At 42.3% G+C, this 12,673-nt stretch carries 9 protein-coding genes and 1 riboswitch; of the genes, 7 read left to right on the forward strand and 2 right to left on the reverse strand.

Annotation, left to right across the window (positions count from 1 at the left end):
* Positions 1–113 precede the first annotated feature (113 nt).
* The 5 genes from DCO56_RS01920 to DCO56_RS01935 all read left to right on the forward strand — a co-directional run bounded on the left by DCO56_RS01920 (position 114) and on the right by DCO56_RS01935 (position 6,257).
* Complete coding sequence (locus DCO56_RS01920; RefSeq protein WP_108632067.1) at positions 114–2,138, forward strand: FUSC family protein; 2,025 nt, start codon at positions 114–116, stop codon at positions 2,136–2,138.
* A 145-nt stretch (positions 2,139–2,283) separates the two neighbouring features.
* Positions 2,284–2,396, forward strand: a riboswitch (SAM riboswitch).
* A 10-nt stretch (positions 2,397–2,406) separates the two neighbouring features.
* Positions 2,407–2,541 (forward strand): hypothetical protein, encoded by a 135-nt coding sequence (locus DCO56_RS29820; RefSeq protein WP_277603205.1) that lies wholly within the window; start codon positions 2,407–2,409, stop codon positions 2,539–2,541.
* A gap of 113 nt (positions 2,542–2,654) precedes the next feature.
* Positions 2,655–3,965, forward strand: coding sequence for an O-acetylhomoserine aminocarboxypropyltransferase/cysteine synthase family protein (locus tag DCO56_RS01925; RefSeq protein WP_104382377.1), 1,311 nt, complete (start codon positions 2,655–2,657; stop codon positions 3,963–3,965).
* Positions 3,966–3,992: 27 nt separating this feature from the next.
* Positions 3,993–5,036 carry a homoserine O-acetyltransferase family protein gene (locus DCO56_RS01930; protein ID WP_108632068.1) on the forward strand — a complete coding sequence of 348 codons (1,044 nt, stop codon included), beginning with the start codon at positions 3,993–3,995 and terminating at the stop codon, positions 5,034–5,036.
* A 39-nt stretch (positions 5,037–5,075) separates the two neighbouring features.
* A complete protein-coding gene (locus DCO56_RS01935) occupies positions 5,076–6,257 on the forward strand; it encodes a homoserine dehydrogenase (protein WP_108632069.1) in 1,182 nt (393 codons plus the stop codon).
* Between the two features lie 145 nt (positions 6,258–6,402).
* Here the strand turns inward: DCO56_RS01935 and DCO56_RS01940 are convergent, their stop codons facing one another.
* Positions 6,403–8,745 carry a GH92 family glycosyl hydrolase gene (locus DCO56_RS01940; RefSeq protein ID WP_108632070.1) on the reverse strand — a complete coding sequence of 781 codons (2,343 nt, stop codon included), beginning with the start codon at positions 8,743–8,745 and terminating at the stop codon, positions 6,403–6,405.
* A 324-nt stretch (positions 8,746–9,069) separates the two neighbouring features.
* On the opposite strand from DCO56_RS01940, the gene DCO56_RS01945 reads away from it, so the two are divergent.
* Entirely contained in the window at positions 9,070–10,392 is a 1,323-nt protein-coding gene (locus tag DCO56_RS01945) for a glucosidase family protein (RefSeq protein ID WP_108632071.1), read from the forward strand.
* Between the two features lie 60 nt (positions 10,393–10,452).
* Here the strand turns inward: DCO56_RS01945 and DCO56_RS01950 are convergent, their stop codons facing one another.
* Positions 10,453–11,187, reverse strand: a complete 735-nt coding sequence (locus DCO56_RS01950) for a GntR family transcriptional regulator (RefSeq protein WP_108632072.1) — start codon at positions 11,185–11,187, stop codon at positions 10,453–10,455.
* Positions 11,188–11,284: 97 nt separating this feature from the next.
* Here DCO56_RS01950 and DCO56_RS01955 point away from each other — a divergent pair, with 97 nt between their 5' ends.
* Positions 11,285–12,622, forward strand: coding sequence for a sugar porter family MFS transporter (locus DCO56_RS01955; RefSeq protein ID WP_108632073.1), 1,338 nt, complete (start codon positions 11,285–11,287; stop codon positions 12,620–12,622).
* Positions 12,623–12,673 lie beyond the last annotated feature (51 nt).

The raw sequence follows: 12,673 nt of genomic DNA on the forward strand, positions 1-12,673 counted from the left end.
TGTTTCAAAATAAAAATTCAAAAAATCAATATTATTCAAAATAAATAAAATGAATACGAGAAATATTAAGCATAATATTTGTATTTTTGCATCGAAAATTAGTAAACTGATTGATGAGCATTGTATCATTAAAGAAAAGATTCTACCGTATTTATAGCCAAGTTATGCGATTTGTCCAAGGTGAACACTTTGGTGATGCCCTGCGTAATGTCTCCATCAGCATTCTTCCAAGTCTGGCCATCTATTTATTGGGCACACCCGCAGGCACCGCCATTGGTATTGGTGTCGGCTCCTTGTTGACGACACTGACTGATCCTCCCGGTAACCGAAAGGATAAACTATCCTCTGCCCTGGTATGCATTCCGACTTTCTTTCTTGCGTCATTTCTTACAGCTTACTTCTTTCCTTACCATTGGCCTTTGGTCATTCTGCTAAGTTTGGCGGGATTTACTTTTACCTTATATGGTTTGTTCGGACCACGTTATGCTGCTATCGGCAACATGACTTTAATCTTAATGAGTTTTGTCATCGGCCTGGCACCAAAACATCCGCTGGAAGTCAGCCTGCAAATTACGACTGGCGCGGCGATTTATTATGCTTTTAGCCTGCTACAGGCCTACATAAGGCCGTATCGTTCCCTAAAACATGCGATGGCCAATGGTTTTCAGGGTTTATCTCAATTTTTACTGGTCCGTGCGCAATCCTATGATCCCGATATTCCACTGGGTATTACCTATAGCCGTGTAGGAAAAATTCACGGTCAGATCAGTGAACAGCAAGAACAGATACGATCCTTACTCTTCCGGGAGAAAAGAATCATCGGCCATCAATGGCCTAAGAGTAATTATTGGCTGAGTCAGGTTTACGGCCTCATTGATCTACACGAGCTTATTATTGCACTTGATCATGACTATGATGCCATTCGAAAGAATCTTGCCGATACCGGGAGCCTTCCTGTGATCCGCCGTGCAATAAAATTATTGGCACTGGAAATCGAAAGTTTTTCACAACCGAATAAAAGGTTCAGCCATGCACAACAATTGTATTATAATACGATTAAACTGAATGAGTTGTTGAACGAGCTGAAAAATATTCAGCAGCAACAAATCGGATCAGCAGGCCCGATTCTATCGGCTATCATCAACAACATGGAATCTATTCTTGAAGTACTCCGCCGAATCCAGGTTGCTTTTTATCAGAATCAGGAAATTCAGGACAAAATCGGTACCGAGGAATATCAACAATTTATCAATCGTCCTTTGGGCAGTCTGGGGGAGATCAAAGATAAGCTGCACCTAAAAAATCCGCTGTTTCGTTTTGCACTCCGCATGGCTATACTTTTTGGTATTGGCGCATTGATCGGGATTCTATTTCTGGATTTCAAATATACCTATTGGATCTTATTGACGATTGCCATCGTGGCAAGGCCAGCATTTTCGATGACCAAGACCCGCAATATCGAACGTATTGCCGGGACATTTTCAGGTATTTTGATCGGCATCTCCTGTTTGGCTTGCTTCGAAAGTCTTCCCTTATTACTTAGTTTATCGGCCACAGGTCTCTTCGGATTCTTTTTATTCAACCGATCCAACTATATGGTCAGTGTAGTTTTTATCACACTGGGTGTTGTCATTGCACTAAATTTATTCGAAGGTAATATTAATCTTATTCTCGGTAGCCGTATGGCTTTTACCCTGGTTGGCGCACTGCTCACCATTGCAGGATATTTCCTGATTCCCGTGCGTCAAAGCTCAAGCATGGTCCACCTGGCCAAGGAGGTCGCACGCTACAATCAGCATTATTTTCAGATGATCAACAAGCGCCTATCCGACAACCTGCAGAGCTCTTTTGATATCAGATTAGCACGAAAAAAAGCACAAACGGCAATGGCTCTATTTTCTGATTCCATTAACCAAATGAAGAAGGAACCTGAACATAAGTGGATTGATTGGTCCCATATTCACCACTTTCAGGCGCTCTCCTACCGCATCAACTCGCACCTGGTCGGGCTTTCGATTTCCATCAGCAAAAATCCTGAGGTTCTGCACAACGACATTTATAGCCGAATAGATGAGTTAAAACCGCTTTTGACAGATTTGGATCAAATCGCGGAACATATTGCGCTCGCTAAAAGGTAGTAGAAAAGCGATGGCGAAGATGTATTTATAAAATAGTTTTAATTAAAAAAATGATTTTCTTTTGCATTAATAGAAAAGAAGTTTATATTTGCAATGTCTTCAGATGAAGATTTCTAATCAACACCTTCCTTAATCTGCAGGTCTTGATTTATAAAGAAGTGGCGAGAGACTGGCTCTATGACCCACTGGCAACCTTCAATTTGGTTGAAAAGGTGCCAAATCCTGTCCAAAGCAATATCGCTTTGGAGCATATAAATGAAATAAGACAATGATTATTACATTACAGAAAACCATCAACAATTTAGGTTTGTTTCAGACAAACCAGCTAACAGGTAAAGAAGCGACACATAGCAATGCCATGTCTATGCGAATGCGCATGCATACGCACCTTCCAACTTGTTAAGAATCATTTTCCTTTTTCCCGGATTACGATATTAACAGACCTTTTCAACAGGTGTGTATGCTTTCTTTTTTTCTTGTGAATACTTTTTTTGAACCCTTAAAATCTGATATATTATGTCTTCCAACAAAAATCTAAAATTCGAAACCTTACAAGTTCACGCCGGTCAAGTGGCAGATCCTACTACTGGATCCAGAGCTGTACCTATATATCAAACTTCTTCATTTGTCTTTGAAAATGCCGAACATGGAGCCAACTTATTTGCGCTGAAACAATTTGGCAATATCTATACGCGGATCATGAATCCCACGACGGATGTTTTCGAACAACGTATCGCTGCCTTAGAGGGCGGAGTTGCGGCATTAGCTGTTGCCTCCGGACAGGCAGCACAATTTATTGCATTAAACAATATCCTTGAAAATGGCGATAACTTCGTGGCTGGCTCTAACCTGTACGGCGGTACATTCAACCAGTTTAAAGTTGCTTTTAAACGATTGGGTATCGAGGCCCGTTTTGCCACGGATGCCGAAGCCGATAAAATTGAAGCACTTATTGACGATAAGACCAAAGCAATTTATGTGGAAACGATCGGAAATCCGAGTTTTAACATCCCTGATTTTGAAAAAATAGCGGCTGTCGCTAAAAAATACGATTTACCGCTAATTGTCGACAATACTTTTGGTGCCGGTGGATACCTGTTCAAACCGCTGGAATATGGTGCCCATGTGGTGGTTGAATCTGCAACAAAATGGATTGGCGGTCATGGAACAAGTATCGGCGGTGTGATCGTTGATGGTGGAAACTATAACTGGGGCAATGGAAAATATCCACAATTCTCCGAACCATCTGAAGGTTATCATGGTCTGGTATTCTCCGAGGTATTCGGTGAAAAGGGACCTTTTGGCAATATCCAATTTGCTATCCGCGCCCGTGTTGAAGGTCTGCGTGATTTTGGTCCGGCCCTTTCGCCATTCAACTCCTTTTTACTACTACAGGGACTTGAAACATTGTCCTTGCGTGTGCAACGTCACGTGGACAATACCCTAGAGGTCGCCAAATGGCTCGAGGCTCACCCACAGGTAGAAAAGGTAAATTACCCGGGATTAAAAAGTTCTCCAAGTTTTGCAAATGCGCAAAAATATCTTAAAAACGGTTATGGTGCAGTCCTCTCCTTCCAATTGAAAGGTGATGCTGCCCAGAAAGCAAATGCTTTTATTGACAGCCTCGAACTGATCAGCCATTTGGCCAACGTAGGTGATACCAAATCATTGATCATCCATCCTTCAGCAACAACGCACCAGCAATTAAGTGATGCAGATCAGGCCAATGCGGGTGTATTTCCGGGATTGTTGCGCCTTTCAGTAGGGATAGAACATATTGATGATATTAAAGCTGACCTGCAACAGGCATTCGAAAAGATCAAATAATCAAATACATTCCTAAATTTAAACGTAATGAGCAGGCATATTTATCAGCATCAGGAGCCCTTTGTATTTGAAAACGGCAGGGAGCTTATCGATTTACAGATCAGCTATGAAGTATTTGGAGAACTGAACGCAGATCGCAGCAATGTAGTCTGGGTTTGTCATGCCTTGACCGCGAATGCGAATGTGTTGGACTGGTGGCCGGGTCTTTTTGGTACAGATGATCTGTTTAATCCCAATGACTATTATATCGTGTGTGCGAATGTGATTGGATCGGCCTATGGGAGCAGCAATCCCCTATCCACCAATCCCGCGACAGGTCAGCCTTATTACCTTTCTTTTCCCGAATTTACGGTAAAAGATCTTGTCAATGCCCATCAGTTGCTCGCAGCACATCTGGATATCAGCCAAATTGAAGTTTTAATCGGTGGATCACTGGGCGGTCAACAAGCGTTGGAATGGGCCGCTTCCAAAACGATCGCCATCAATCAGCTCATCGTTGTCGGTACAAACGCAGTGCATTCCCCTTGGGGGATTGCCTTTAATGAAAGTCAACGTTTAGCCATTACAGCAGACCGGACTTTCTATGCCAATCATCCTGATGGCGGTGCGAAAGGGCTGAAAGTCGCACGTTCGATCGCGCTGTTGTCCTATCGCAATTATATCACCTATGATCATACACAAAGGGATACCGATGACAATAAAGTAAATGATTACAAAGCTGCTTCTTATCAAAATTATCAAGGCGAAAAATTGGTTAAACGCTACAATGCATACAGCTACTTTTACCTGACAAAAGCGATGGACAGCCACAATCTGGCCCGCGGAAGAGCATCTCTGGAAGCAGCGCTCGCTGGTATCAACTGTTCAACATTGGTATTAGGTGTCAATACAGATATATTATTCCCCGTAGATGAACAGAAATTTATTGCCCGACATATTCCCAATGCCAGCTACCGGGAGATCGAGTCGAGCTACGGTCACGATGGCTTTTTGATCGAGACAAAAAAGCTGACAGCTATTATCCATAACTTTTTAGAAAATAAGAAGGAGTATATCAACGAATTAGTATAAGAGAAGTAAACAATAATATAAGAGCATACAAGAAGAGATATGAGTAATAAATTAACGATAGGGATGTTTGGATTTGGCGTTGTCGGCCAAGGTCTCTACGACATTATCAAAACTAAAAATCTAAATCTGGAAATCAAGAAATTTGTCATTAAAAATGCGGATAAAAAACGTTCACTGCCCGCTGACTTATTTTCAACTGATGCGGAGGCGATTTTGGGGGATCCGCAAATCAACACGGTTGTCGAATTGATCGATGATGCAGAAGCGGCCTATAGGCTAACTGTGCGTGCATTGAAATCAGGCAAAAATGTGGTATCCGCAAATAAAAAAATGATTGCCGGTCACCTTGAAGAGCTGGTCGACATTCAACATGAATATGGAACGAGCCTACTTTATGAGGGAGCCGTGTGTGGAAGTATACCTATTATCCGTAACCTGGAAGAATATTACGACAATGAGCTTCTGCATTCGGTCAGCGGCATCTTTAACGGATCTTCCAACTACATTCTTTCCAAGGTTTTCAACGAAAACCAGCTTTATGCAGATGCATTAAAAAAAGCACAGGAACTTGGCTTTGCTGAAACAGACCCTACGCTTGACGTCGGTGGATATGATCCTAAATTCAAAGTCTGTATCGTCGCGTCACACGCCTATGGCATCTATGTTAAACCCGATGATGTATTCAACATCGGTATCGACAAATTAGGCCAACAGGATATTCGTTTTGCAAAAGAAAAGAACTTTAAAATCAAATTGATCCCTACGGCCAAAGAGATCGATGGCAATAAAGTCGTGCTTTATGTACTACCTCGTTTAGTAGGCAAAGAAAGCATGTTGTATAATGTAGAAAATGAAAATAACGGTGTGCTGGTCAAAGCTGCATTTGCGGACGAACAATTCTTTTACGGTAAAGGTGCCGGCGGTCATCCGACGGGTTCCGCAGTCCTGTCCGACATTGCAGCACTACGCTATGGCTACCGTTATGAATATAAAAAACATTTAGAATCCAGTGCCTTAAATTATAGTCAGGATTATCTGATCAAGGTCTATTTAAGATACACGGACGATCAACTGATCGAAAAATTAAAATTCAGTGAGATCACCGAAAGGTATTACGCAGCAGATTTCAAATATGTAATCGGCCACATTAATCTTCAACAAATTGCTGCCCATAAGGCCGATTTGGACCAAGAGGGCAATTTCATTGCAGAGATCGCGTAGGCAATCAACAAACCAACCTACCTACGGGGTGTCCGATTATTTTGGACACCCCTATTTTTTATTTTATATACGTTCCAAAGGCTTTTTGAAATGTGCTATCCGATGCAGGATTTCCATTTACCCATCAGCACTCTTCTTTTACCACTTAGTTTCCACGCGCACTACTTTTTAAGTTCAGCGTCATGACACCACCTTTAACCAGTTGTTCAAAGGGAAGCTGCCATCCGGTCCAGGCTTTATTATTCAGGCGGACCTGATCAACATAGTAACTATCCGGGGCCTCTTTTTCAACCTGAATCGTGAATTTATTTTTTCGTAATGCCTTGGGAAGCTGTATGGTAATTTTATCAAATAAAGGCGCCCCAATCTGAAATGCCGGATTTTCTGTCGTTAAACTTCTTACGTCGAATAATCCGATCCCCGATAAAACATACCAAGCCCCCAATTGTCCCTGATCTTCATCCTGTCCATAGCCGTAACCGTGAACAGGCTCCGTGCCATAAAATTCATTTGAAATCGCCCGCACCCATTTTTGGCTTAGGTCAGGTCTCCCTGAAAAATAAAACAACCAGGAGATATGCAAGTTGGGCTGATTTCCGTGATTATAGAGACTCTCAATACCGGCAAAGGCATCAATTTGGGTTCCACCTCCAAAGACATTCCGCTGGGATACCGTAAATATGCTGTCCAAACGTTGGTTGAATAAGTCTTTTCCGACCAGTTTGACAAGATCTTGGGGAACGTGCGGTACATAAAAAGTATATTGCCAGGCATTTCCCTCCTGAAATCCACGCCAGGGTTGATAGGGATTAAAGTTCGGAATAAAGTCTCCCTTACTGTCCTTTGGCCGTATAAATTTAGTTGAAGGATCATATAATCCTTTCCATGCGTCTGAAAGCTTTAGAAACTTCTTATAATCTGCATTACGACCAAGTGACTTGGCGTATTGCGCAGCAGCAGCTGCCGAAAAGGCATATTCCAAGGTATGAGAAGCGCCAAAAGGTGATCCTTGGGTTAATAATTCAGGACTACCGGTATTGTCCTCGATATAAGGTGAATAACCTTTTTCAACAAACACCCCCACATCAAGCTTCCCTGCTCCCGGAATCCGTCCGCGTGATTCAAGTTCATTTTTCCGAACAGCTTCATAGGCAAAATTTGTATCGTAATTCCGTATTCCGACATTATATGCTGCAGCAATTGCCAAGCCCGTAAAATTGGTACCCACACCGGAAACATACTTACTATTGGCGATACCGTCACCGAGCCAGCCCGCATCGCGGTACACCAGCAGCTGACTTTGTATCCAATCGTTGTAATAATCAGGATAGGCGATGGACCAGAGTTGTGTCAGGTTCCAAAATGCGCCCCAGATCGCATCTGTATTATAGTGCTGATGAACCGGCTTCCCTTGCGCATTTAATGCAATCTGGCCTACAGAGCCATCATTTTTTGGATAAGCCCCATTAATATCACTGGCAAGTCCCCGTCCAAGTAAGGCATGATATAATCCGGTATAAAATTTAACCCGGTCCTCTTCTTTACCACCTTCCACTAATATCCTTCCCATTTCATTGTTCCAGGTATTCAGTGCTTCGGATTTCGCTTTATCAAATGTCAGCCCCTTTGCCTCCTGCTCCAAATTTAACCGTGCGTTATCTACCGAAGTATAGGACAAACCGGTTTTGATGGTGATAGATTCATCCGATCCTGTATCGAATCGCAAAAACAGTCCCGCTCCTTGCCCCCGTATGTTTTTCTTCTCCTCAAAAATCGCGTCGTCCTTAAATGTTCCATAAGATTTTGGCCGCTTGCTGACTTCTGCAAAGAAATACATCTTCACAGTAGCGCCTTGTTGATATTTTTGGACATATACCGGGTTTGTCACCACGTATCCCCATACACATTGATTATCGTAATTTACTTCAGCATCGACCACTGGTCCGCTCTCGCCCATCACATGTCCAATATCAAATATCAGGTTGGACGCATCGGTTTTTGGAAAGGTATAACGATGGAAACCTACCCTTTTTGTCGCCGTTAGTTCGGCGAGGATTCCGTAATCTTTCAGTTTCACCCGATAGTAACCTGATGTGGCAAATTCATCTTTTTTGTCAAATGATGAGCGATAGCCACTTCGCGGCTGGTCCAGTTTCCCCGGCGTGGTTTTGAGTTCACCTACTGATGGAGCAAAGACAATTCCCCCGATCTGAAACTCATGAAAATTAGCAAAGCCTTCGATAGAGCTGTGTCTATCGTCATAGCCAACGGCTTCCCAACCGGACTTATTGCCATAACTTCCATTGGTACTTGGTGCTAATTTGGCCATACCAAAGGGTACTGCCGCCGGCGTATAAAAAAAATACCGGCTATGCACAGATCCAATATTGGGCTTTACCAGGGTAGTTAGATCAGTTTTTTGTTGCCCTGACGCAGATATCACACGGAATAACATGCAGAAAAAATAAAATATAAGATGCTTTACCATCGTTGTCAATTAGGTTCAAAAACAAACTTACAAAAAATAAAACTATGTATAAACATGAAAACAAAAAGATCATAAAAAAAGTAGGCGGGGACAGTTCAAAAAGGCGCAATATTGTAATAATTTAAATACGAATTGAATTATATCTCATTAAAAGCCTGATGCACCAGTTATTTTTTTACCTTTGTTTGTATATACATAATAAATAATAACCAAGAAGTTTTAAGTCATAAAGATCAATCCAAATTGAATGCGCTGGAAATAATCTAACGAAACATCGCGATTGCACTACTGAAATGCATAACACTTCAATTAATAAAAAGTTCCATGAGAAGAAACCTAACGTTTTTCGGTCTTACGTTTATCTTATTTAGCAGCGGTCTCTCTGCGCAACAAAAAATCCCATCGAAAGGAGACCAACTTAAGCTTGCGCAGACCATTTTAGCCGATCCGAAATTAAAATATGTGGATAGCCTGGCCAGGCAGGTCATCAAAGAAGGATTTAATGCCGGAAGTGGCTATTCGCAGATATGGGCCCGGGACCTCAATACGTTTATTGAAACGGCGTTGGAAGAAAGACCTGCAGCAGATGTTCGCGGGGCTATCCTATTGTTTTTCCAGATGCAACAGCCCAATGGTGAAATGGTCGACGGCTATGTACTCAAGAAAGATTTCACCTGGCATGATGATACGCCTTATTATTCTAAAAATGCACCCGATCATGTCGGTTTTAAAAACACTGTCGAGACCGACCAAGAGACTTCGCTGATTCAGCTACTGGGCAAGTACATACAGAAAACCAAGGATTATGGCATTCTTGACGAATCCATTGGTGGACTTTCGGTCAAAGAGCGCATACAGTTGATGTTGGATTACCTCAGGCGAGAACGGTTCAATACAACATACGGTCTCCTTTGGGGCGCCATGACAGCCGACTGGGGTGATGTGCAGCCGCATGACGATTTTGGCTGTGACTGGAATGCACTCTCCAATGAAGCCATTGATATCTACGACAATGCCATGCTCATCATTGCCTTACAGAACTTAATTGAAATCCAACCCAATGGAGCAAAGGCCGCTGATTGGAAAAAATTTAAAAAGGAGCTTGAAACAAATAGCAGACGCTATCTCTGGGACCAAAAGAAACAGAAATTTATTCCACATATCTATCCACAGCACTCTCCCCTGCCAAAAGGCTTTGATGAAAATCAAATCCATTACCATGGGGGTACGGCAATTGCGATCGAAGCTGGACTGCTCAAACGAAACGAAATAAAAACGGTCAATAGACAGATGTTGGAAAATGTCCGTTTGTCGGGCATGCCGAGCATCGGCCTTACACTCTATCCGACCTACCCTGCCGGTTTTTTCAAAGGTTGGATGGCAGAACCTTATCACTATCAAAATGGGGGCGACTGGACCTGGTTTGGCGGCAGAATGATCCAGCAACTTGTCCGCAACGGCTTTTATCAGGAAGCTTACGACGAGTTAGGGCCAATGATTGATCGTGTGGTGAAGAACAAAGGTTTTTACGAATGGTACGGCAAGAATGATGTGCCGAGCGGATCGGGCAAATTCAAAGGCTCAGCCGGTGTATTGAGCAAAGCAATCGCACTACTCCATCAATGGGCCTCAGAAACAGCCAAGTAGTCACTGCAATCGACGGATGAATTGATCCAGTAGCTTATGATTACTGGATCAATTGTTCTATTAATAATCTCTTCGGCTTTCCACGGTATAGGTAAAGCTTTCGGCGCGATAGAATCCCAGATTATATTCAATTGGCTTTCCGGACTGATCGAAAACAAAGCGTTTGCGCGATAAGATCGGATCACCGATATTGATTTCGAGTTTGTCTGCGATAAATTTATTGGCTGCAACGGCGTCTATTTCTTCCTGCGAAAGATCGGCCACAACATGGTAATCGGCTTCCAATATTTCATACAGCGGACGTTTAAAATCTTCGTCACCTGTCAGCCCAATGCGAGGATGAAAATAAGACGTAAAATAGACGAACGGATCATCTTTTTTACCACGTAACCGTTCCAGCTTTAATAGCTTTTGATCCTCATCGACCGCAAAAAATTTTGTAATGGCCTTATCGGGCACTACCCAGCTCACATGAAGCTCAAAATTCTTGACCTCGATACCACGATTTTTCATTTCTTGTGAAAAACTTAGCCAATTTTTGGATTTCGAACTGAATTTGGTGCTTGCAACCTTTGTACCGATACCTTTCTTCCGGATCAATAGCTCCTCATAAACCAGCTTATTAATCGCCAGACGCAAAGTAGAACGGGAAATAGCCAGACGTTTGGCTAGCTCTATTTCATTGGGCAACATTTTCCCCTCAATATATTCCGGTTGTTTTATCAACTCCCGCAGTAGATTTTCTGCTTGTATATGCAGTGGGACTGGACTTTTGTGATCTATTTTTAAATTCATTACATGATATTGCTTAGGCTAAAGTAAGATTTTTTGGATAATTAAAAAAATAGATATATGTTTGTATGTATATACATATAAAACTAATAAACCAGCTATGTCTAAAAATTTTATCCTTATTTTATGCATTGTTTCACTGGGCGGACTGCTTTTTGGCTTCGACATGGCGGTTATCGCCGGTGCTTTACCGCTTGTGAAGGGATTTTTTGGATTATCTCCTGTGCAGGAAGGTATTTTTGTTAGTTCGGCACTAATCGGATGCATTATTGGTGTATTCTTTACGGGCTCTTTTACGGACAAATATGGTCGTAAACAAGCCTTTATCGTGGCATCGTTGCTTTTTTTATTGTCAGCAATTGGCTGCGGATTCAGTCCTAATTATACTATATTGATCGCGAGCCGGGGCATTGGCGGACTAGGTGTTGGTATAGCTTCTATCGTAGTTCCTCTTTACCTTGCTGAAATATCCCCCAGTAAATTCAGAGGCAGATCAGTTACCTGTTATCAATTGGCGATTACATTTGGTATTCTGATTGCCTATATTAGTAACTATTTCATTCTTCAATTCGATTCGTTGCCTCAGGCGGAGCTTTGGCGTGGCATGTTTCTAGTTGGCGCGATCCCCGCCGTCCTACTTAGTTTAGGGGTTTATTTTATTCCTGAGAGTCCCCGCTGGCTGGCCAAAATTGGGCGAAACGAAGAGGTCGCAGCAATCCGTACCAAACTTGGTTTAACGGATCTATATGATTCGCCAAGTCCGGCCAAAGGAAATATGAAGGAGCTGTTTTCTCCCATCTACCGCAGGGCATTTCTGTTAGGTCTATTTTTACCCTTATTTTCTCAACTGAGCGGCATCAACGCCATCGTCTATTACGGCCCAAGCATACTGTTGGAATCAGGTATTTCCTTAGCAAATTCTTATCATGCACAATTATTTTTTGGTGCGGCGAACGTATTATTTACCTGCTTTGCCATCTGGAAAGTAGATAATTGGGGAAGAAGACCCTTATATATTTTAGGGACATTGGGGGCCACCATTAGTCTGATTGTAACGGGATATCTCTTCAGTCAGGAACAACCAAACAATGTTGCATTGATTGTTTCCATCCTGCTCTTCCTTTTTTTCTTTGCTTTTTCTATCGGTCCGTTAAAATTTGTGGTCGCGGCGGAAATATTCCCAAATGCCATACGGGCAAGAGCAATGGGAATAAGTATTATGGTGATGTGGATTTCCGATGCGATCGTCGGTCAGCTGACTCCTATTTTGCTCGCATCCTGGGGAGCAAGTTATACCTTTTGGTTATTTGCTTTTTTCTGTGCGATAGCTTTTATCGTTGTACTGGGATATTTACCGGAGACCAAGGGCAAACCTTTGGAAGAAATCGAAAAATATTGGATTGAAAAATCAAAGAAAAAGCAGAATAACAACGCATAACTTCGTTCAATATCCCCTATTATTTTAGTCATTTTTTTTACATACGCAATA

The sequence above is a fragment of the Sphingobacterium athyrii genome (assembly GCF_003071065.1).
GTDB classification, from domain to species: domain Bacteria; phylum Bacteroidota; class Bacteroidia; order Sphingobacteriales; family Sphingobacteriaceae; genus Sphingobacterium; species Sphingobacterium athyrii.

What these genes read in the sequence shown, in the direction of transcription:
- DCO56_RS01925 (WP_104382377.1), top strand. Translation starts at nt 2,655, where the DNA reads ATGTCTTCCAACAAAAATCTAAAATTCGAAACCTTACAAGTTCACGCC.
- DCO56_RS01940 (WP_108632070.1), bottom strand. Translation starts at nt 8,745, where the DNA reads ATGGTAAAGCATCTTATATTTTATTTTTTCTGCATGTTATTCCGTGTG.
- DCO56_RS01955 (WP_108632073.1), top strand. Translation starts at nt 11,285, where the DNA reads ATGTCTAAAAATTTTATCCTTATTTTATGCATTGTTTCACTGGGCGGA.
- DCO56_RS01935 (WP_108632069.1), top strand. Translation starts at nt 5,076, where the DNA reads ATGAGTAATAAATTAACGATAGGGATGTTTGGATTTGGCGTTGTCGGC.
- DCO56_RS01945 (WP_108632071.1), top strand. Translation starts at nt 9,070, where the DNA reads ATGAGAAGAAACCTAACGTTTTTCGGTCTTACGTTTATCTTATTTAGC.
- DCO56_RS01920 (WP_108632067.1), top strand. Translation starts at nt 114, where the DNA reads ATGAGCATTGTATCATTAAAGAAAAGATTCTACCGTATTTATAGCCAA.
- DCO56_RS01950 (WP_108632072.1), bottom strand. Translation starts at nt 11,187, where the DNA reads ATGAATTTAAAAATAGATCACAAAAGTCCAGTCCCACTGCATATACAA.
- DCO56_RS01930 (WP_108632068.1), top strand. Translation starts at nt 3,993, where the DNA reads ATGAGCAGGCATATTTATCAGCATCAGGAGCCCTTTGTATTTGAAAAC.
- DCO56_RS29820 (WP_277603205.1), top strand. Translation starts at nt 2,407, where the DNA reads ATGATTATTACATTACAGAAAACCATCAACAATTTAGGTTTGTTTCAG.